Raw genomic sequence first — 21,007 nt, forward strand, 5'->3', positions numbered from 1 at the left:
CCATCTCGGTACGGTTTGATGAAAAGATGTTCACGCTGGAACTTACCGTCTTCAAATCGTCTTTCCGACCCCGACTGAAGCGATGCGAGGACGTGCAACAATGGCAAGCAAGGCGCTGACGCCGTCCGGCGAACGGCAAAGCGATGCCGGCCGCGCGAAGACGGCGCTGCAATCGCTCAATTTCTTCATGGCGGACATGCAGGCGGGCATCGGCCCGTTCCTCGGCGTGTTCCTTCAGCAGCGCGGTTGGTCGACCGGTCCGATCGGCACGGTGATGACCGCGGGCGGCGTCGCCGGGATGATCATGACGGTCCCGGCCGGCGCCTTCATCGACCACACCGAGAAGAAGCGGATGGTGGTGATCGTCACCGGCATCTGCACGGTGATGGCGTCGTTCCTGATCCTGTTGTCGCAATCCGCCTGGGTCGTCACCGTCAGCCAGGTCGCGACCGCGATCGCCGGCGCCGCGATCGGCCCCGCGGTCGCGGGCATGACGCTCGGCGTCGTCCGCCAGCGCGGGTTCAACGCGCAGAACGGCCGCAACCAGGCCTGGAACCACGCGGGCAACATGATCGGCGCGGGACTGTCCGGCTATCTCGGCTGGAAATTCGGCATGCCGGCGATCTTCTATCTCGCCGCGGTGTTCGGCGTGCTCGCGATCGCCAGCGTGCTGATGATCCCCGAAAAGGCGATCGACCACCGCGCCGCGCGCGGTCTCGAAGCCGCCGACGACGATACCGGTAGCGCGGGAGAAGGCGGCAAGGCGGAAGGCTTCAAGGCGCTGCTCCGCAACAAGCCGATGCTGATCCTGGCGGCCGCGCTCGCATGCTTCCACCTCGGCAACGGTGCGATGCTGCCGCTGTACGGGCTGGCGGTGGTCGGCGCGGGCAAGGGCAACGCCGCGCTCTTCACCGCCGAGACCGTCGTCGTCGCGCAGGCGGTGATGATCGTCGCGTCGTTGCTGGCGATGCGGATGTCGGCAGGCAAGGGCTATTGGCTGGTGCTGCTGATCTCGTTCGCCGCGCTGCCGTTGCGCGGATTCCTTGCCGGCACCTTCATCGAACATTGGGGCGTCTGGCCGGTCCAGGCGCTCGACGGGATCGGTGCGGGACTGCAGAGCGTTGCCGTGCCCGGACTGGTCGCGTGCCTGCTCGACGGCACCGGCCGCGTGAACGTCGGCCAGGGTGCGGTGATGACCGTACAGGGCGTCGGCGCCTCGCTCAGCCCGGCGATCGGCGGCTGGCTCGCGCAGGAACTCGGCTACAACATCGCCTTCTATATCCTCGGAAGTTTCGCGATCGTCAGCGTTGCGCTGTGGGTCGGTTTCGCGGGAACCCTGCGCCCCGCCTGTTCGGGATCACGATCGCAGCCGAAGGAACAAACGGCATGACGCCCTCGCTCACGTGGGTCCATATTGGCGATCTCCACATGGACGAGGCGAACGGCTGGCAGAGCCGCGACCGGCTCGCCGCGATCGTCGCCGAGATCAACGCGCATATCGGCGACGCCGTTGATTTCGTCTACCTGCCCGGCGACAACGCGAACCACGCGACCGCCGAGCAATACCGCGTCATCACCGACACGCTCGCGCCGCTGTCGCTCCCCTACCGCGTCATCCCCGGCGATCATGATTTCGAGCTCGGCGATCTCGCCAATTACGAGGCCGCATTTCCCAAGGCCAACCGACCCGAGGCGGAGGTCATCGCCGGCCATCGCTGCATCTTTCTCGATATCATTTCGGCCGGCGCGGGCGGTCCCGACTTCCGGCTGACGATGCACCACCGCAACCGCTTGCTCGAAGAACTTGCGCGCGCCGAAGCCGAGGGCCAGACCCCGGTCGTCTTCATGCACGCCTATCCCGGCGATCTCTCCGCCGATGGCGAGGACATCGCCCGCACGCTGGCCGATGCGCGCGTCGCGTTCGTAGACACCGGCCACACGCATTACAACGAACTGCTCAACGACGGCCGCGTGATCTACGGTGCGACCCGCTCGACCGGCGAAATCGAGGAAGGCGATGGCAAGCCCGGCTTCTCGATCACGACGATCCACGGCCGCGTGCCGAGCTGGCGGTTCAAGGAAACCGGCGGCGATTGGCCGTTCGTCCAGATCGTCGCGCCCGCCGACCTCCGACTGGTCACGCGTCCCGCCGATCCGACGCAGGTCCCGCGCCCCGGCGAGGTCGAGATCATCGCCAAGCTGTTCGGCGCCACCGCTGACCCCGTCACGATCTCGGTCGATAGCGCCGTCGCGCAACCGATGATCCCGACCCCCGGCACTGCATTCTGGACCGCCCGAGTCCCGCTCGACGCCGGACTGCACCGAGTGGAAGTTTCCGTCGGCACGGATCGCGACGTGATCGACATTCTCGTCCGCGGCGAAAAGGACATTCCCCGTCGCGGCATGCCGATCGCGCCGGGCCGCGATATCCACAGTATCGGACCATGGCCCGAACACGGTATCGAAGCGTCCAGGCTCGGCCCCAACAAGAACGGAAAGCATTGGTGATATTGGCGACGGGCGCGACTTGGGGAATTTGCGCCGCCTCGACCGCCGCGGTGATCGCGCGACCATTCCGCTGGCCTGAGGCGATCTGGGCGGTCGCCGGTGCTGCGCTGCTGCTGCTGTTCGGCCTGATGCCCTTCCCCGCGGCGCTGCATGCGGTCGAAAAGGGCATGGACGTCTATCTGTTCCTGATCGGCATGATGCTGCTGAGCGAAACCGCGCGCGCCGAAGGACTGTTCGACTGGGTCGCGGCCACCGCGGCGATCCACGCCAAGGGATCGCGCGCGCGCCTGTTCGCGCTCGTCTACGTCACGGGCATCGTCACCACGACGTTCCTGTCCAACGATGCGACCGCGGTGGTGCTGACGCCGGCGGTGTACGCGGCGGCGAAGAAGGCGAAGGCGGACCCGCTGCCGCTGTTGTTCGCCTGCGCGCTGATCGCCAACGCGGCGAGCTTCGTGCTGCCGATCTCCAACCCCGCCAACCTCGTGCTGTACGGGGGCAAGATGCCGCCGCTCGGCCAGTGGTTCGCCTCGTTCGCGCTGCCGTCGCTCGCCTCGATCCTCGTCACCTTCCTGGTCCTGCGCTGGCTCGAGCGCAAGCGACTGGCGGGCGAGTGCGTCAGCGATGTCGAGCGCACGCCGTTGACCGCCGGCGGCAAGGCCGCGTTCGTCGGGATCGTCGCGACCGCAGTCGTCCTGCTGGTCGTCTCCGCGCTCGACATGGAACTGGGCCTGCCGACCGCGATCGCCGGGATCGTCACGACGCTGGCGGTATCGGCGATCGCAAAATCGTCGCCGCTGAAACTCGCGCGTGAGATTTCGTGGAGCGTGCTGCCGCTCGTCGCCGGCCTGTTCGTGCTGGTCGAGGCGCTCGACCTGACCGGCGTGATCGCACAGGTCGCACAATTCCTGCGAACGCTGTCGGTCGATCCCGCGCACGGTGCGGCGGTGTCGGGGACGATCCTCGCCTTCGGGTCGAACCTGATGAACAATCTTCCCGCCGGCCTGGTCGCAAGCACCGCGGTCGCGCAGGCGCATCCGCCGCGCCTGATCGTCGACGGTCTGCTGATCGGCGTCGACCTCGGCCCGAACCTGTCGATCACTGGCAGTCTCGCGACGATCCTGTGGTTGCAGGCGATTCGTCGCGAGGGCGAGGATGTCGGCTTCTGGCGGTTCCTGAAGGTCGGCGCGGTCGCGATGCCGCTTGCGTTGCTCGCCGCGCTCGGCACGCGTATCGCGCTCGGATGACCCGCACCCGCCCCTGGCGCAAAGCCCTGATCGCGCTGTTCGTCGCCGTCGTCGCGTTTACCGGCTATCACGCGGTCCGCACCGTCAGCGACGCGATCTACTGGAACGCGCACCGTGACGAGCCGATCGAACGCTGGATGACGATCGGCTATGTCGCGCATTCCTATCACGTGCCCCCGCACATCCTGCATCAGGCGCTGAACCTGCAGCCGGCCCCCGACCACCGCACGCTTGGCCGGATCGCGCGGCAGAGCGGCCGGACGATGACGCAGGTCCAAGACAAGCTCACCTACGCGATCGTCCATGCGCGCCCACCCTATCCGCCGCCCGGCCCGCCGCCACGACCGTTCCAGCCTGCGCCGTCGCCCAAACCGTGACGGAACAACTCCTCGAACTGCTGACCACCTACGGCCTGCCCGCGCTGTTCGGCGCGATGGTGCTCGCCGCCGCGGGCATGCCGTTCCCGAGTTCGCTTACGCTGGTCGCGATGGGATCGTTCGTCGCGCAGGGCGAGCTGTCGTTCTGGCCAGTGGTATTCGCCGGCGCTACCGGCGCGATCGTCGGCGACCAGATCGGCTATGCGTTCGGTCGCTACGGCGGGCGCCCGCTGCTCGCGGCGGTGACACGGCGGATCGGCGGCGCCGACAAGGTCGAGCAGGCGGAGGCCTATTCACGCAAATGGGCAGGCTGGGGCATCTTCTTCAGCCGCTGGCTGATCGGGCCGCTCGGACCGTGGATCAACGTGACCAGCGGCCTGACCGAATATCCGTGGATGCGCTTCATCGCGCTCGACATCGCGGGCGAATTCCTGTGGCTGCTGATCTACGTGTCGCTCGGCCGCGCGTTCAGCGACCAGGTCCAGACGATCGCGAGCCTGCTCGGCAACCTCACCTGGGTCATCGTCGGAGTGTTGGTAGCCGGCCTGCTGGGCTGGAAGCTGTTCGCCAAATCTTCGAACGGCGAAACCGCCGCGGAATCCGACGAACGGACGGTAACGAAGCACTGATGCTGGCATGATGTGGAGCGGGTGAAGGGAATCGAACCCTCGTCACTTGCTTGGGAAGCAAAAGCTCTACCATTGAGCTACACCCGCATAGCCTTGAGATTACCGCGTAATGTCAGGCACCGGCGGTTGCTGTGCAACACGCCGATGCCCCGCCTCTATCCGCTGCCCGTGACCGGCGCAAGAGTCGCTTTTGCGCATGCGGCGGAGCGCTTTCCTGTTACGGTGAGGGTATGGACGAACTGACACTCAGCGTGGTCGGCATCGACTTTCCCAATCCGGACCGGAGCAAGAGCAACCGGCGCATGGAACTGCTGCTCTGCGCGCCCGGCGAACCGGTCGACCTCCGCCGCGAGCCGAAGAACCCGCACGACGCCAACGCGGTGGCAGTGTTCAGCACCCGTGGTATCCAGATGGGCTATCTCTCCGCCGAGCGCGCACCGATGATCGGCCGACGGATGCAGCAGGAGGAGCATGTCGCGGTGTTCCAGGCACTGACCGGCAGCATGGGCTACGTCCGCATCCGATTCGGTGGCGGCGCGCCGAGCTTGCCGGATCCAGAAGCGCCTACATCTTCAAAATCTCGCGCGGCAACGTTTGACCCCGACGCCTTCTACCCCGATCCCGAAGGACCCGAATGGGGCGCCTGACCGCAAACCTCTGATCCTCCCCCGCCAGGGGGAGGTGGCCGGCTCTTGCCGGACGGAGGGGGCGGACACGCACCAGAGGTTGTCGCCCCCTCCCCCTCCGTCGCTATGCGCCACCTCCCCCTGGCGGGGGGGAGGATACCTCAATAACCTAAATCGCCTGAGCGCTGACCGTCCGACCCGTCGCTTCAAGATCGCGCGTCAGGTCGGCGAGGCAGCGGTCGACCAGCGCCTCGTCCGAACTCCGCACCACGAAATTCGCCCCCGTCCTGCCATCGCGAAAGAACGGATAGCTGCCGATTGCGACGCCTTCGTGTGTCTTCTCGGCGTCGCGCAGGATATCGGCGACCTCACTTTCCGCGACCCAGCACCCGATCGTCTTCGACACCACCGGGCGTCCGCCCTCCAGCGTCCCCGTCAATGCGTCGAGCATCCCTGCGGTAATGTGTGGCACGCCCGCCATGATGAAGATGTTGCCGATCTTGATCCCCGGTGCGCCCGACACCTTGTTGTGGATCAGGTCCGCGCCGACCGGCACCCGCGCCATCCGTGCCCGCGCCTCGGTCAGCCCGCCGCGCGTCGCGTAATACGCCTCCAGCACCGCCATCGCACGCGGATGATGCTCGACCGCGACGCCCAGCGCCTCGGCGATCGCATCCACCGTGATGTCGTCGTGCGTCGGCCCGATCCCGCCGGTCGTGAACAGGTAATCGTTCCGCGCGCGCAAGATGTTGACCGCCTCGACGATCGCCTCGGTCTTGTCGGCGACCACGCGCACTTCGGCGAGGCGGATACCCTGCACGTTGAGCCAAGCCGCGATCTGCGCGACGTTCTTGTCCTGCGTGCGGCCCGACAGGATCTCGTCGCCGATGATTGTCAGCGCGGCCGTCCAGATGCGTTCCTCTGTCATGCCCCTCGCATAGCCTCGCAAAACCTCGCCCGCCACGCTATATCGCGCGTCATGACCGAATATGTAACCGTCACCTCGGACCAGCCCGACGCGCGCACCGGCGCCATCAAGCTGCACGGCCCCGCCGCCTTCGAAGGCATGATGAAGGCGGGCAGGCTCGCCGCCGAGACGCTCGACATGATCGTGCCGCACATGGTGCCGGGCGTGACCACGGCCGAGATCGACCGGCTGATCTACGACTTCATCGTCGCCGGCGGCGGCGTCCCCGCGACGCTCGGCTATCGCGGCTACACGCACAGCGTCTGCATCTCGATCAACCATGTCGTCTGCCACGGCATCCCAAGCGAGAAGACGCTGAAGTCGGGCGATATCGTCAACGTCGACGTCACGCCCTTGCTGGACGGCTGGCATGGCGACACGAGCCGGATGTACCTGATCGGCGACGTACCGATCAAGGCGCGCCGCCTCGTCGAAGTCACCTACGAATGCCTGATGATCGGCATCGAGCACGCCAAGCCCGGCAACCGCATGGGCGACGTCGCCAACGCGATCCAGCGCCATGCCGAGAAGCACCGCTACGGCGTGGTCCGCGATTTCTGCGGCCACGGCGTCGGCCGCCTGTTCCACGACGCCCCCGAAGTCGTCCATGTCGGCAAGCCGGGCACCGGCCCCGAGCTTCGCCCCGGCATGATCTTCACGATCGAGCCGATGATCAACATCGGCCGCCCCGATGTGAAGCTGCTCGACGATGGCTGGACCGCGGTCACGCGCGATCGCTCGCTGTCCGCGCAGTTCGAGCATTCGATCGGCATCACGGAAGACGGCTGCGAGATCTTCACGCTGAGTCCGAAGGGTTACACGCAGCCGCCTTACGCCTGATATCAGTGTTATACTCGGGGTTCAGGCCGTCGAGACGTTCTTGACCGAACAGTCGCTGATCACGTGCGTGTTGTAGGTGAACGATCCCTTGCCGTTCCAGTCCTTGGAAACAGCCAACGCAGCGCTGAACTGCGCCAGATACGATCCGATCGCGGGCGGCGGCACGGAAATTACATACTGGCCGGTGAGATGGACGAGCAGCGTATCCTCACCGAAGCCGGTATGGAGTACCGCGCCCGTGACGTACGGAATCACCGTCTCGCCGTAAGGTGGTGGAAGTGCCTGCGTGATCGTCGCCGAACCGCTAACCTGGCCGGTGACCGCGTTCACGCCGAGATCGAGATGGAGCACCGGCGCGCCAAAGAACCCATCATGCTGAACTTGAAGCTTTACTTGATAAAACCCGACCTGATCTGCCACGATTATTTCCTCCTGCGGATCCAGTATGATCCGTTACTGGAAGGTCCTCCCGGAAGGACTGTAGAGTCCAGACCGACTCGGTCCAAAACGAACCGGCACGCTGGTCACTCTGGCCGTCCCGACGGTCCTTTTGCGAGGCTCGGAAGAATCTGGTCACGCACAGGGTGACGCGGGCCGCCGCCGCCGCTATCTGCCGCGCATGACCGAGATCACACCGCAGATCGTCGCCGACCACGGCCTGTCCCCCGAAGAATATGAGCGCGTCCTGCGCGCCATCGGCCGCGAGCCGAACATGGTCGAGCTCGGCATCTTCTCCGTCATGTGGTCCGAGCATTGCAGCTACAAATCCAGCAAGATCCACTTGATGAAGCTGCCCACCAAGGGTCCGCGCGTTATCTGCGGCCCGGGCGAGAATGCCGGCGTCGTCGATATCGGCGACAATCAGGCGGCGATCTTCAAGATGGAGAGCCACAACCACCCGTCCTATATCGAGCCGTACCAGGGTGCTGCGACCGGCGTCGGCGGCATCCTGCGCGACGTCTTCACGATGGGCGCGCGGCCGATCGCCAACCTCAACGCGCTCCGCTTCGGCCGCCCCGACCATCCCAAGATGCGCCACCTGATCTCGGGCGTGGTCCACGGCATTGGCGGCTACGGCAATTGCGTCGGCGTCCCGACCGTCGGCGGTGAGGTCAATTTCCACAGCGCCTATGACGGCAACATCCTCGTCAACGCGATGACCGTCGGGATCGCCGACCAGGACAAGATCTTCTATTCGGCGGCCAGCGGCATCGGCAATCCGATCGTCTATGTCGGCAGCAAGACCGGCCGCGACGGCATCCACGGCGCGACGATGGCCTCGGCCGATTTCGGCGAGGATTCGGACGCCAAGCGCCCGACCGTGCAGGTCGGCGACCCGTTCACCGAGAAGCTGCTGATTGAAGCCTGCCTCGAGTTGATGGCGACCGACGTCATCGTCGCGATCCAGGACATGGGCGCCGCGGGCCTCACGTCTTCGGCCGTGGAAATGGCGTCGAAGGGCGGCGTCGGCATCGAGCTGACGATGGACGACGTGCCACAGCGCGAGACTGGCATGACGCCGTACGAGATGATGCTCTCGGAATCGCAAGAGCGCATGCTGATGGTCCTCAAGCCCGGCCGCGAGGCCGAGGCCGAGGCGATCTTCAAGAAATGGGAGCTCGATTTCGCGGTGATCGGCCGAGTCACTGACACCGGCCGCATGGTGCTGACGTTCAAGGGCGAGACCGTCTGCGACATCCCGCTCGGGCCGCTCGCCGACGAAGCGCCGCTGTACGACCGCCCGCATGTTCCGACACCCAAGCCCGCGCCGCTCGCCAACGCGCCGCACAGCAGCGACATCGCCGCCGACCTTCTGACGCTGATGGGTTCGCCGGACATCGCCTCGCGCCGCTGGATCTGGGAGCAGTACGATCACATGGTCGGCGCCGACACCGTGCAGCGCCCCGGTGGCGACGCCGCGGTCGTCCGTGTCCATGGTACGCAGAAGGCGCTGGCGATGACCACCGACTGCACGCCGCGCTATTGCTTTGCCGATCCCGTAGAGGGCGGCAAGCAGGCGGTCGCCGAAGCCTGGCGCAACCTCACCGCGGTCGGCGCGCTGCCGCTGGCGGTGACGAACTGCCTCAACTTCGCCAACCCGCAGCGCCCCGAGATCATGGGCCAGATCGTGGGCTGCCTCGAAGGCATGAGCGACGCCTGCATCGCGCTCGACTTCCCGATCGTGTCGGGCAACGTGTCGCTCTACAATGAGTCCAAGGCGACCGGCGGCGGTTCGGCGATCCTGCCGACGCCGGCGATCGGCGCGATCGGGTTGCTGGCGGACTGGCAGAAGAATGCGACGATCGCGTTCAAGGGCTCGGGCGACATCATCCTCGCGGTCGGCACGCGCGGTGGCCATCTCGGCCAGTCGCTGTGGCTGCGCGAATGCCACGGCCGCGAACAGCTCGACGCCGGCCCGCCGCCGCCGGTCGATCTCGCCGCCGAACGCCGTGTCGGCGACCTGATCCGCGAAGCGATCGCGCTGGGCCAGTTGACCGCGGTGCACGACGTTTCCGACGGCGGCATCGCCGTGACGCTCGCCGAGATGGCGCTCGCCGGCGGGATCGGCGCGATGATCGACCGGAAGCAGCCATTCGACTGCGCGCGCTCGTTCTTCGCGGAGGACCAGGGCGTCTACATCGTGACGGTCGACGACCATTCGCTGCTCGACTTCCTCGGCGCCGCGCATGCCGCCGACGTCGAGGCCGAGCCGCTCGGCCGCACTGGCGGCAAGCGCCTGATCTTCGAACGCCCCGACCGCGACGACGTTATCGCGCTCGACACGCTGCGCACGGCGCACGAGGGGTTCTTCCCGAAACTGATGGGGGTCAACGCAGCACTGGCTTAAGGCAACGCGGCGGCGGGCGAACTGAAACGCAGTCCGCTGCCGGCGACCGCTGCCCGCCACGGCCCGCCCCCACAGGCGCCACCCCGGCGAAGGCCGGGGCCCAGTTGGGAAGGCCGAGGTAATTGAGCACCCCGCTCATCATCGTCGTTCCCCAACTGGGCCCCGGCCTCCGCCGGGGTGGTGAATTTAATGCGGGGATAGGCTCAAACACAGAGTGTTTCCCCGCGAAGGCGGGGACCCAGTCTGGGCTCCCGCCTTCGCGGGAGAACAAGGAGCGGAGAGGTGTCGTCCGAGCGAGCTCTCGTCAGGTTTGGCTACCTCCCCCTCTCCGTCATCCCAGCGAAAGCTGGGATCTCCCGCACCGGGCCGCAGCGCTCGCCAACAGAGATACCCCAGCGTTCGCTGGGGTGACGGGGCGGATCGGCTTCGGGTGCGACAGCCAAGGAGGACAAAAGGCGAGATACGGCGGAGTATTGTCTAGGGACGACAGGTCAAGCAGATGACCTACCGGCTGGCCCACACACCAAGCCGCGAGGCATCTGACACCAAGATGCCCCTCAAAGCGGCCTGTCCTACACCACCCCGATATGCCAGCGTCGAACCATGACCGAAGCATTCCAAGCCTACAGCGCTACCAAGACGCGTCGACCGGATCCGAGCATCGATCGAGCACCACCTATGTCAGCCAGCCTCCGCCGAGACCCCCACTCTTGCAACGCCGCCGAGCGCGATCATGCCGTCTTCCAGCGTGGACAACGACCTCACGAAAATGCTGCGCGAGCGTCTACACTTCCTATACTTCACTTTTCCCGCAGGCCCCCCGCCCCCGCCAGAACCACTACGCTCGACCTCGTCCGCGGAGGCGCCGTCAGCAGCATGCTCGCCGTCGAAATCGGCTTATCCCAAGCGATACGACACTCCCACGAAACGCTGCGCGAGCGTCTACACTTCCTATACTTCACTCTGCCCGCATGACCCCCGCCCCCATCAGAATCGCGACGCTCGACCTCATCCGCGGCGTCGCCGTCATGGGCATTCTCGCATCAAACATCGCCGCATTCGGCTTCCCCGAATTCGCCTACATGACCCCCGCCTCGATGGGCGCGCCGAGCACACCGGACCTGATCGCCTGGACCACGACCTTCATCGTCATCGACGGCAAGATGCGCGGGTTGTTCTCGTTCCTGTTCGGCGCATCGATGCTGCTGGTCATCGACCGGGCCGAGGCGAGCGGCGAAGACCCGGCGACCGTCCACCTGCGCCGCATGGCATGGCTGTTCGTGTTCGGCATAGCGCATCTGTACCTGCTGTGGTGGGGCGACATCCTCGCGCACTACGCAATGGTCGGCGCGCTCGCGTACATGTTCGCGGGGTTGCCGGTTCGCTGGATGATCGGCGTCGGGCTCGCCTGCATCGCGTTCCAGACGGTCGAGCTGACGACGCTCGTCGCCTACACGTTCGACCTCCACGGCGCCGCGCACCGGCCGGGCGCAACGGCGCGAGTCATCACGAACTGGCAGCTGTTGGCGGATCAATTCGGCCAGCCCTCCCCCGCCTCCGTCACCCGCGAACTCGCCATCGGCCGTGGCGGATGGCGTCATCTGGTCGCGTGGCGCTGGACGCACGCCGCTGGGCCGATCACGTCGCTGACCGCTACTGGTCCGGAGACGCTAGGCTTCATGCTGTTCGGCATGGCGGGGCTGCGATCGGGGTTCCTGACGGGGGAATGGTCGCGGCGACGCTACACCGTGATTGCGGTCGTCGGGATCGGACTTGGCTGGATTTGCTATGCGGCCATCGCGGCGTTCGACATCGCCCACGGGTTCGACGCGCGCTATGTCGCGCTGTCGTGGCTCGCGCTCGCAACCCCGCTTCGGCCACTGACGATCATGGGGTACGCCGCGGCAATCATCCTGCTCGCACGGCCCGGCGGCTGGCTCACGACCCGAGTCGCGGCGGCAGGTCGAATGGCGTTCTCCAACTATCTCGGCACGACGGTCCTCTGCACCACGCTGTTCTATGGATATGGGTTCGGGCTGTACGGCGCATTGTCGCGAGCCCAGCTCTATCTCGTGGTCGTGCCGATCTGCCTGCTGATGCTCCTATGGTCGAAGCCCTGGCTCGATCGATTCCGCTATGGTCCGCTCGAATGGCTGTGGCGCAGCCTGTCGCGATTCGCGTGGCAGCCGATGCGCGGTTCGGCGTTCACGACGAACCGATCGGACTAGTTGCGAATAAGACGCAAAACAGCTTGCGAGTGGTTCGCATTATCCGTATCCCGTGCTTACAGCTAGGGAGTTCCCATGGTCGTCTGCGTTTGCAATGCCATACGAGAATCCGACGTTCGCAACTGCGCACGCGGCGGTTGCACGACACCGTGCCAAGCCTTCCGTTCGATGGGCCGGAAACCCAAATGCGGCCAGTGCACATCGATAGCGCGAGCGATTATCGACGAGGAACGCGCCGCTGCATAAGCGTCGCAACAGCTAAGAAAGCCCGGAAAACCGCCATTTTTGGGGGTTGTGCTAATCTGTGTCAGCCCGCTACATGCTCCTCAGAGGTGACGGAGATATGGCCATGCGCGGCGACCCACAAGTAATCGAATTCCTGAACGAGGCGCTCAAGAACGAGCTGACCGCGGTCAATCAATATTGGCTCCATTACCGGATGCTCGAGCATTGGGGCGTCTACAAGCTCGCCCAGTACGAGCGGATGGAATCGATCGACGAGATGAAGCACGCCGACTGGCTGTCGGAGCGCATCCTGTTCCTCGATGGCCTGCCGAACTTCCAGCTGCTCGGCCGCCTCCGCATCGGCGAGACCGTCGAGGAGGTCCTGAAGTCGGATCTGGCGCTCGAAGTCGAGGCCACCGTCCAGCTCAAGGGCGCGATCGCGTACTGCGAAGAGGTCAAGGACTATATCAGCCGCGACCTGTTCGCGCGCATTCTCGCCAGCGAGGAAGAGCATGTCGACACGCTCGAGCGCCAGTTCGAGATGATCGCGCGGATGGGTATCCACAACTACATTCAGCTCAACTCGATCTCGGAGCATGATTCGCCAAAGGCCGGCGCGGCTCCGTATCTGAAGGAGTGACCTAGCCCCCGTCGTCCTGACGAAAGCCAGGATCGAGGGCCGAGGGTGCGAATCCTTGCGGCTCTGGATCCCAGCTTTCGCTGGGATGACGGATTTAGTTTATTGTCCTCTTGTCGAGGCTTCGATGAGCCCCGCATCGACGGCGTTAATCTTCGCCGAAGCCGGTCGGGACGGCGCGGCGACCGAAGCCGACAGCGGTGGGCTTGCGCGCGACGATCGGGTTGGCTTCGCGCTCCAGCAACGTCAGCGTCTCCCTGAACAACGGCCGCAACCGAACAATATGCTCGAGCGCCTCGTCCGGCGTATCCTGCATTTCGACACACTCGCGCGCGATGACCTCGATCGCTTCGGCCAGATCGGCCAGCGGCTCGGCCCCGAACTGCAACGCTTCGCCCTTGAGCGTGTGCGCCGGAATCACCATCGCCGCCGCATTGAGCGATCGCATCGCCGCTTCGATCGCGGCGACCGACTTCACGCCGTCCTCGCGAAAATAACCGAGAATGCGGCCAAATCCCGCACCCAGTTCACTGCGCGCCTGCGAAAACGCCGGCCAGTTGATCACGGTGCTTCCTTCGAACGACACTGTCGCCTTCTCCCGTTGAGCAATAGCGCCATGAAGGTCAGGGCCGCATCTTACCCCGTTCAGGTAAATACAATGTTGTCATACTACCGACAAGTTACGACATACGTCCGGTAAGTTTCATCCAAAATGATCTCGATCGTCGCATCGTTCGCTTTGGCAACCGCCGCAAGTTCGGCCGACGCCTGCGGATCGTCGGCATGGACCTCGACCATCCGCGCGCCGTCACGCAGCACGCGGGCGAGCCGCACCGCCGGCCAGGGGCAGCGCATACCCCGGGCGTCGATGCGGACCATGCCGGACGCCACCGCCTAGCTGCCACCGCCACCCCTGCCGTTGTCGTCATACGGATTCTTCGGCGCACGGAACATCAGACGCACCGGTACCGCACCGAACCCCAGATCCTTGCGCATCGAATTGACGAGATAGCGCTCGTAGCTCGCCGGGAGCTGATCGACGCGCGTGCCGAAGATGACGAAGCTGGGCGGACGCGTCTTGACCTGCGTGACGTAGCGCATCTTGATCCGCTTGCCGCCCGGGGCTGGCGGCGGAGTCGCCTCGATTGCCCGCTCGAACCAGCGGTTGAGTTCGCCCGTACCGACTCGCTTCGACCAAGCGTCGCGCGTGTCGAAACAGGCTTGTAGCAACTGGTCGATGCCCTTGCCGGTCGCACCGGACACGGTCATCACCGTGACGCCCTTGACCTGGCTCAGGCCGTCTTCGAGCGCCCGCTTGACGCCGTTGAACAGCGACGAGGCGCTTTCGGCGATATCCCATTTGTTGAGCGCGATGACTAGCGCACGGCCCTCCTGCAGCACCTTGTCGGCGATGCGGAGATCCTGCGCCTCGAGACCCAGCGTCGCATCGAGCAGCAGCACGACGACCTCGGCGAAGTCGACCGCGTGGAGCGCGTCCTCGACCGACATCTTCTCGAGCTTGTCCTGCACCTTGGCCCGCTTGCGCATGCCGGCAGTGTCTATCAGCCGGACTTTGCGTGCTTCGCCACCAGTCGGGTGCCAGTCGTAGTCTACGCTGATCGAATCGCGCGTGATACCAGCTTCGGGGCCGGTGATCATCCGGTCTTCGCCGAGGATGCGGTTGACGAGCGTCGACTTGCCGGCATTCGGACGGCCGACGATCGCGAGCTTCAGCGGGCCCTCATATTCGTTGTCGGGCTGCTCCTCGGGCGGCTCTTCCTTGCCTTCGAGCAACGGCAGCAGGCCTTCGAAGAGGTCGCCCAGGCCTTCGCCGTGCTCGGCCGACAGCTGGACCGGATCGCCGAAGCCGAGCGCGAGCGATTCGAGAATACCGTCTTCGCCTGCCCGGCCCTCTGCCTTGTTGGCGACGAGGATGACGGGGACATCGGCGGTGCGCAGCCAGCGCGCGATCTCCTCGTCGAGCGGCACGATACCCGCGCGGGCGTCGAACAGGAACAGCGCGACGTCGGCCTGCTCGACGGCGGCTTCGGTCTGCTGGCGCATGCGGCCGGGCAGAGTCTGCGCGTCGTGATCTTCGTAGCCGGCGGTGTCGATGATGCGGAATTCGAGCCCGATCAGCGACGCGTCGCCCTCGCGGCGATCACGCGTGACGCCGGGCCGGTCGTCGACCAGCGCAAGCTTCTTGCCGACTAGGCGGTTGAACAGGGTCGACTTGCCGACATTGGGGCGGCCGACGATCGCGACCACGGGGAGTTTGGACATGGCGTGCCCTTAGCGCGGGAACGCGCTGGCGTCACCTAGTCCCTCACCCCCTCCGGGGAGGGGGAGGGAGGAGCGAAGCGACGGAAGGGTGCGGGGAGTTGTAGATACCGTTCCGAGCCTCATTCCCCTCACCCTTCCCACCCGGCTTCGCCGTGCGGGCCCCTTCCCTCTCCCCGGAGGGGAGAGGGAGCCGAAGGTCACCGGTACGCGGTGACCTTGCCCTTCTGGTCGAGCGTGTAGAGCGTCGAGTTGGCGACGATCGGCGACAACGAGAACGGCGTCTTGGTCTCGATCGTCGAACTCACCGAACCATCGGTCGGCGAGACGAAATTGATCTCGCCGCGTGAGTTGGTGAGCACGAGGTGATTGCCGGCGAGGACCGGACCGAACCACGTGATCGCATTGCTGCGCTTCTTCTCGTTCTGGAACCGCGGCAGCTGGGAGATCCAGCGTGCCTTGCCGTTCGAGCGCGAGAGACAAACAAGCTTGGCGTCGTCGGTCACCACGAACAGCCATTCGCCCGCGATCCACGGCGTCGAGATACCTGCGAAGTTCTGCTCCCACAGCCGCTGGCCGGTCGCCAGTTCCAGCGCGACCATCCGGCCACCCTGCCCGACCGCATAGACGCGACCGCCATCGATCACCGGCGCCGCGTCGATATCCGACAGGCTCGACACCGAGGTCGTGATCGACGTGCGCGACAGCGCGTCCTGCCACAGGATACGACCGTTCTCGTAGCGATAGGCGCTGAGTTCGCCGCTGGAGAAGCCGGCGACGACGGTACCCTGGCTGACCGCAGGCGCCGCGACGCCGAACACGCCCTGCGTTTCGAGCGTGCCGGACTGGACCCACTGGACCTTGCCGTCGGTCTGGTTGAGCGAGAACACCTGGTTGTCCTGCGTCAGAACATAGACAGCGCCGTTGGCGACGGTCGGCGACCCGCGCAGCGGCGCGCCGGGCTTGGCCCGCCACAGGATCTTGCCATCCGCCGCGCTCATGGCGACGACATCGCCGACGCCGTCGGTCGCGTAGAGCTTGCCGTCGTCATAGCTGACACCGCCGCCGAAGCGGGCTGCACGGTTGATCTTGCCTTCGGTGATCGCCGCACTCCACAGCGCCGCGCCGGTATCGGCCTTGAAAGCGTGGATCGTCGCGGTCACGTCGCTCACGAACAGCATGCCGTCGGCAACGACCGGTGGTGCACCCAGGCGCTCACGGTTCGAGCCACCGTCGATCGACGCCTGCCAGGCGCGCTTGGGTTGGTCGCCGAGCGCAAGTTGGCCCATCGATTTGGCGGGGTTACCGCCGGGCTGCGCCCATGCGTCGTTGACCGCAGGCGCAGGCAGCAGAACCTGGACGTCGGCGATCGCCTTGTCGGTCTCGACCTGGTTCTCGGACACCAGGATCGATACGCGATCGCCCACCGTCGGGGTCTTCTTGCCGCCGCCCTTGAAGATACCACACCCGCTCAAGGCTACCAGCGCGGCGACGGCGACCGTCACCCGATATGTCTTCATCATTGCGCCTTGGTATCCTCGTTTGATGCAGCCGTTTTGGTCGTTCCGGCACGTGCCTCGGTGCTCGCAACCGCGTCGACCCCCAGTACGCCGGCCATCTGAACCGCGCGTTGACGGATCGTGTCGGGCACGGTCGCGTCACGCGCGATCTGCCCGAACATCGTGCCGGCCTGCTGACGCTGGTTCATGCGGAGATAGGCGATCGCGACCATCTCGCCAGCGCTACCCAGCCATGCGCCACCCGGTACCGCCAGCGGCCGCAGCCGTTCGACCACGACCTGCGGCTTCAGCGTATCGAACTCGGCCGACGTCTGGCGGACCAGCGCGAGATCGCGGAAGGGCTTGGCCAGCGAAGTATCCGCGGCGATCGCACCGAGCTTGGCAGCGGCGCCCTTCAGATCGTCCTTCTGCAGCAGCACGTCGGCCTGGGTGAACTGGGCGAGCGCGCGGTAGCCGTCGCGGTTCGACTTGGCGAGTTCGGCCAGCGGCTTCGCAGCGGCCGCGGCGTTGTTCGCGCCGAGGGCGTCATACGCCACCTGAAGCTGTTCGCCCTCGACCCCGGCCGCTTCACCATTATGGTGCTGCCAGTACAGGAAGCCGGCGAGTGCGGCGAGCGCGGCGACGACGCCGATCGCGACCCAGACGCCCCAGTTCGTCCAGAACCCGGCGAGTTGGTCGCGTCGGAGTTCTTCGTCGACCTCGCGCAAAAATGCTTCATCGGTTTTCGGCGGGAGGGCCAAGGACAGCTCCGGAATATTGGGGATGGACGGCGCGGACCTTAGCCGCGCGGGAACCGAAACGGAAGCGGATCAATCCTTGGGCGCGTAGACCTGCTCCGGCCCCGGAAATGCGCGGCTCCGAACGTCGTCTGCATAGGTCTGTGCCGCCGATGAGATCGTGTCGGCGATGTCGGCGAACCGCTTCACGAACTTGGCGGTGCGATCGAACATCCCGAGCATGTCCTCGGCGACCAGGACCTGCCCGTCGCACTGCGCCGACGCGCCGATGCCGATTGTCGGGCACGCGATACTGTTGGTGATCTCGATCGCGATCGGCTCGACCACGCCCTCAATCACCAGCGCGAACGCCCCCGCCTCGGCGATGTCCTGCGCGTCGGCAACGATCTTGGCGGCCTCCTCAGGCGTGCGACCGCGAGCGCCATAGCCGCCGAGCACGTTCACCGCCTGCGGGGTCAGTCCGACATGCCCCATCACCGGGATGCCGCGCTCGGTCAGGAACTTGACCGTCGGCGCCATCGCCGTGCCGCCCTCTAGCTTCACCGCCGCCGCGCCGGTCTGCTTCAGCAGATACGCCGCGCTCTCGAAGGCTTTCTCGGGCGACGCTTCATAGCTGCCGAACGGCATGTCGATCACCACGACCGCGTGATAGCTACCGCGCACGACCGCCGCGCCGTGCGCCGCCATCATCTCGAGCGTCACGGGGACGGTCGACGGCAGCCCGTAGATCACCTGCCCTAGGCTGTCACCGACCAGCAGCATGTCGCAATGCGGATCGAGCAACTGCGCAGTCCGCACGGTGTAGGCGGTCAGCATGACGAGCGGCGTTGCGCCCTTCTGACGACGAATCGCGGGCACGGTGAGGCGCTTCAGCGGCGCGGGTGTCGGATTGGCGCGACTCGTCGCGGTGTCGAGCGTGTAGGTCGTGGACATGCGGGCGTTCTAGCGATTGTCAGTGGGCTAGCCCAGCCGTCGAAATTTCATATGACCCACGGTCGCGTTTCGGACCGGGAAGAGCGGGAGCTTCCGACTGCAACTCTTCCCGGCGTCGCATTAGGAAACTGCGATGCGGCGTATGAACCTGCGCTGAGTGGACTCGGCACCTACTCAGGCGGACACTTCCTTTGGGTACGCCTCCACTACCGCGAAGGCGTACCGACCAGTCAGACCAGGCGACTTTGCTTGACGGCAGCCTCAATGAAGCTCGCGAAAAGTGGGTGCGGGTCGAAGGGTTTCGACTTCAGCTCAGGGTGGAACTGGACGCCGACGAACCAGGGATGATCCGGGCGTTCGACGATCTCGGGGAGCGTGCCGTCGGGTGACATGCCGGAGAAGACGAGGCCGCCCTGTTCGAGCGCCTCCTTGTACCCCGTGTTGACCTCGTAGCGGTGACGATGACGCTCCGAAATCTCGGTGCCGCCGTAGATCGACGCCACCACGCTGTTGCCGTCGAGCTTCGCGTCATACGCGCCGAGCCGCATCGTGCCGCCCATGTCGCCTTCGGCCGCACGCGTTTCGAGACCTTCGCGGCCCATCCATTCGGTGATCATGCCGACCACCGGTTCGTCGGTCGGGCCGAACTCGGTCGACGAGGCATTGGGGATGCCGGCGAGATCGCGCGCGCCCTCGACGCAGGCCATCTGCATGCCGAAGCAGATCCCGAAATACGGGATCTTCCGCTCGCGCGCGAACTTCACGGACGCGATCTTGCCCTCCGCGCCACGCTCGCCGAACGCACCGGGGACAAGGATCGCGTCGCACGGCTCGAGCTGGCCTGCGATGTCGCTCTCGGCGTTCTCGAACAGCTCGGCGTCGATCCAGCGGACGTTGACCTTCACCCGATTCGCGATGCCGCCGTGAACCAGCGCCTCGTTAAGTGACTTATATGCATCCTGAAGCCCGACATATTTGCCGACAACGCCGATCGTGACTTCGCCCTGCGGGTTGGTCAGGCGGTCCATGATCTCGGTCCAGCGCGACAGGTCAGGCGCCTCGGCGGGTTCGATCCCGAACGCGCGGAGCACTTCGATGTCGAGGCCTTCGCCGTGATACTGGAGCGGCACGGCGTAGATGCTCTTCGCGTCGAGCGCGGGGATGACCGCGCTGGCGGGGACGTTGCAGAACAGCGCGATCTTGGCGCGCTCCGATGGCGGCAGCGGATGTTCGCAGCGGCAGACGAGGACGTCCGGCTGCACACCGAGCGCGGCGAGTTCGCGCACCGAATGCTGCGTCGGCTTTGTCTTAAGTTCGCCCGCGGCGGCGATGTACGGCACCAGCGTGACGTGAATGCTGATCGCCTTGCCGCGGCCTTCCTCGTTCTTGAGTTGGCGAATCGCCTCGATGAACGGCAGCGATTCGATATCGCCGACGGTGCCGCCGATCTCGCACAGGACGAAGTCGATATCGTCGGTCTCGGCGCGGGCGAACGCCTTGATCGCGTCGGTGACGTGCGGAATGACCTGCACGGTGGCGCCCAGGTAATCGCCGCGACGCTCGCGCGTGATGATCTGCTGATAGATACGCCCCGAGGTGACGTTGTCCGACTGGCGCGAGGGAACGCCGGTGAAGCGCTCGTAATGGCCGAGGTCGAGATCGGTCTCGGCACCATCGTCGGTCACGTAGACCTCGCCATGCTGATACGGCGACATCGTGCCGGGATCGACGTTCAGATACGGATCGAACTTCCGAATCCTGACGGTATACCCGCGTGCCTGGAGGAGAGCGGCAAGCGATGCCGCCATGAGACCTTTACCGAGCGACGAAACCACGCCCCCGGTGATGAAAATGTACCGAGCCATGGGAAGAGTCTCGTAGCGTGTGTTGGGGACGAACGACAAGAGCCCCGCGGATCACGCGAGGGTCTTTTATCGGCGAATGGAGTGTTTAGTTGGCTAGCGGGACCGCGCCGTTGTCGGCGGGCTTGGTCGTGCCGGCCGGGACGCCGGCGTTCTCAGCGCCACCGGCGAACGGAGCCGCATCGCCCTTGGGCTGCGCAGTCGGAACGGCAGTCGCCGCCGCCGGGGTGCGGGCGAGCGACGTATCGATCGTGGTCGTACGGTGATTCGCCGCAAGGACCGCGAGCAGGATCGAGAACAGCACGAACATCGTCGCGAGGACGCCGGTCGCGCGGGTCAGGAAATCGGCCGCGCCGCGTGCCGACATGAGGCCCGACGGACTGCCGCCCATGCCCAGACCGCCGCCTTCCGAGCGCTGCATGAGGATCACCGTGACGAGGGCGGCCGCGATGATCGCGTGGATGACGAGCAGAAAGGCGAACATTGCGCGGAAAACCCCGGAACTTTTGCGAAGGCGCGCACATAGGCGACGTCGCGGTTTCG

General features: G+C 65.7%; 21 protein-coding genes and 1 tRNA gene. 11 read left to right on the forward strand and 11 right to left on the reverse strand.

Annotated elements, in window-relative coordinates; translation table 11 throughout:
- Window positions 1-100 precede the first annotated feature (100 nt).
- From ASG20_RS07855 to ASG20_RS07875, 5 genes are read left to right on the forward strand one after another with little or no spacing between them, the layout of a single operon-like run.
- Window positions 101-1,390, forward strand: coding sequence for an MFS transporter (locus ASG20_RS07855; protein ID WP_056050821.1), 1,290 nt, complete (start codon window positions 101-103; stop codon window positions 1,388-1,390).
- Window positions 1,387-2,508: a metallophosphoesterase family protein gene (locus ASG20_RS07860; protein WP_056050823.1), complete on the forward strand. Its 1,122-nt coding sequence runs from the start codon at window positions 1,387-1,389 to the stop codon at window positions 2,506-2,508. Before ASG20_RS07855 ends, ASG20_RS07860 begins: the two co-directional genes overlap by 4 nt.
- Window positions 2,505-3,755, forward strand: coding sequence for an arsenic transporter (locus tag ASG20_RS07865; protein WP_056050825.1), 1,251 nt, complete (start codon window positions 2,505-2,507; stop codon window positions 3,753-3,755). Before ASG20_RS07860 ends, ASG20_RS07865 begins: the two co-directional genes overlap by 4 nt.
- Window positions 3,752-4,132: a hypothetical protein gene (locus tag ASG20_RS07870; RefSeq protein ID WP_056050827.1), complete on the forward strand. Its 381-nt coding sequence runs from the start codon at window positions 3,752-3,754 to the stop codon at window positions 4,130-4,132. The genes ASG20_RS07865 and ASG20_RS07870 overlap by 4 nt, the downstream gene beginning before the upstream one ends.
- Complete coding sequence (locus ASG20_RS07875) at window positions 4,129-4,761, forward strand: DedA family protein (protein ID WP_056050829.1); 633 nt, start codon at window positions 4,129-4,131, stop codon at window positions 4,759-4,761. The genes ASG20_RS07870 and ASG20_RS07875 overlap by 4 nt, the downstream gene beginning before the upstream one ends.
- A 13-nt stretch (window positions 4,762-4,774) precedes the next feature.
- Here the strand turns inward: ASG20_RS07875 and ASG20_RS07880 are convergent.
- Window positions 4,775-4,848 (reverse strand) — tRNA-Gly (locus tag ASG20_RS07880).
- Window positions 4,849-4,991: 143 nt separating this feature from the next.
- Here ASG20_RS07880 and ASG20_RS07885 point away from each other — a divergent pair.
- Window positions 4,992-5,408 (forward strand): HIRAN domain-containing protein, encoded by a 417-nt coding sequence (locus tag ASG20_RS07885; protein ID WP_056050832.1) that lies wholly within the window; start codon window positions 4,992-4,994, stop codon window positions 5,406-5,408.
- A 148-nt stretch (window positions 5,409-5,556) separates the two neighbouring features.
- Here ASG20_RS07885 and ASG20_RS07890 read toward each other — a convergent pair whose 3' ends face one another.
- Window positions 5,557-6,315: a competence/damage-inducible protein A gene (locus tag ASG20_RS07890; RefSeq protein WP_056050834.1), complete on the reverse strand. Its 759-nt coding sequence runs from the start codon at window positions 6,313-6,315 to the stop codon at window positions 5,557-5,559.
- Window positions 6,316-6,366: 51 nt separating this feature from the next.
- On the opposite strand from ASG20_RS07890, the gene map reads away from it, so the two are divergent.
- Window positions 6,367-7,194 carry a type I methionyl aminopeptidase gene (gene map, locus ASG20_RS07895; protein ID WP_056050836.1) on the forward strand — a complete coding sequence of 276 codons (828 nt, stop codon included), beginning with the start codon at window positions 6,367-6,369 and terminating at the stop codon, window positions 7,192-7,194.
- Between the two features lie 21 nt (window positions 7,195-7,215).
- Here map and ASG20_RS07900 read toward each other — a convergent pair whose 3' ends face one another.
- Window positions 7,216-7,614 (reverse strand): DUF1842 domain-containing protein, encoded by a 399-nt coding sequence (locus tag ASG20_RS07900; protein WP_056050838.1) that lies wholly within the window; start codon window positions 7,612-7,614, stop codon window positions 7,216-7,218.
- A gap of 199 nt (window positions 7,615-7,813) precedes the next feature.
- Here ASG20_RS07900 and purL point away from each other — a divergent pair, with 199 nt between their 5' ends.
- The 4 genes from purL to bfr all read left to right on the forward strand — a co-directional run bounded on the left by purL (window position 7,814) and on the right by bfr (window position 13,135).
- On the forward strand, window positions 7,814-10,042 hold the full coding sequence (gene purL / locus ASG20_RS07905) for a phosphoribosylformylglycinamidine synthase subunit PurL (RefSeq protein WP_056050841.1): 2,229 nt from the start codon (window positions 7,814-7,816) through the stop codon (window positions 10,040-10,042).
- 971 nt (window positions 10,043-11,013) lie between these two features.
- Window positions 11,014-12,270 (forward strand): DUF418 domain-containing protein, encoded by a 1,257-nt coding sequence (locus ASG20_RS07910; protein ID WP_056050843.1) that lies wholly within the window; start codon window positions 11,014-11,016, stop codon window positions 12,268-12,270.
- Window positions 12,271-12,345: 75 nt separating this feature from the next.
- Window positions 12,346-12,516: a (2Fe-2S)-binding protein gene (locus tag ASG20_RS19885; protein WP_082441433.1), complete on the forward strand. Its 171-nt coding sequence runs from the start codon at window positions 12,346-12,348 to the stop codon at window positions 12,514-12,516.
- 103 nt (window positions 12,517-12,619) lie between these two features.
- The gene (gene bfr / locus ASG20_RS07915) at window positions 12,620-13,135 is read left to right on the forward strand and encodes a bacterioferritin (protein ID WP_056052814.1); all 516 of its coding nucleotides are present in this window, start codon (window positions 12,620-12,622) and stop codon (window positions 13,133-13,135) included.
- A 145-nt stretch (window positions 13,136-13,280) separates the two neighbouring features.
- On the opposite strand, the gene ASG20_RS07920 is transcribed toward bfr, so the two are convergent.
- From ASG20_RS07920 to secG, 8 genes are all read right to left on the reverse strand, one after another.
- Window positions 13,281-13,718, reverse strand: a complete 438-nt coding sequence (locus ASG20_RS07920) for an Hpt domain-containing protein (protein WP_056050845.1) — start codon at window positions 13,716-13,718, stop codon at window positions 13,281-13,283.
- Window positions 13,719-13,801: 83 nt separating this feature from the next.
- Window positions 13,802-14,011: a sulfurtransferase TusA family protein gene (locus tag ASG20_RS07925; protein WP_082470851.1), complete on the reverse strand. Its 210-nt coding sequence runs from the start codon at window positions 14,009-14,011 to the stop codon at window positions 13,802-13,804.
- Between the two features lie 15 nt (window positions 14,012-14,026).
- Window positions 14,027-15,415, reverse strand: a complete 1,389-nt coding sequence (der, locus tag ASG20_RS07930; RefSeq protein ID WP_056050847.1) for a ribosome biogenesis GTPase Der — start codon at window positions 15,413-15,415, stop codon at window positions 14,027-14,029.
- Window positions 15,416-15,612: 197 nt separating this feature from the next.
- A complete protein-coding gene (locus tag ASG20_RS07935; RefSeq protein WP_056050849.1) occupies window positions 15,613-16,935 on the reverse strand; it encodes an outer membrane protein assembly factor BamB family protein in 1,323 nt (440 codons plus the stop codon).
- A complete protein-coding gene (locus ASG20_RS07940; protein ID WP_056050851.1) occupies window positions 16,932-17,672 on the reverse strand; it encodes a tetratricopeptide repeat protein in 741 nt (246 codons plus the stop codon). Before ASG20_RS07940 ends, ASG20_RS07935 begins: the two co-directional genes overlap by 4 nt.
- 69 nt (window positions 17,673-17,741) lie before the next feature.
- A complete protein-coding gene (gene panB / locus ASG20_RS07945) occupies window positions 17,742-18,602 on the reverse strand; it encodes a 3-methyl-2-oxobutanoate hydroxymethyltransferase (protein WP_056050853.1) in 861 nt (286 codons plus the stop codon).
- 230 nt (window positions 18,603-18,832) lie between these two features.
- Window positions 18,833-20,467, reverse strand: a complete 1,635-nt coding sequence (locus ASG20_RS07950) for a CTP synthase (protein WP_056050854.1) — start codon at window positions 20,465-20,467, stop codon at window positions 18,833-18,835.
- Window positions 20,468-20,552: 85 nt separating this feature from the next.
- Entirely contained in the window at window positions 20,553-20,948 is a 396-nt protein-coding gene (gene secG, locus ASG20_RS07955; protein ID WP_056050855.1) for a preprotein translocase subunit SecG, read from the reverse strand.
- Between the last annotated feature and the right edge of the window lie 59 nt (window positions 20,949-21,007).

Origin of the sequence: Sphingomonas sp. Leaf198, from assembly GCF_001424005.1 — a bacterium.
In the GTDB taxonomy this organism is placed as follows: Bacteria; Pseudomonadota; Alphaproteobacteria; order Sphingomonadales; family Sphingomonadaceae; genus Sphingomonas.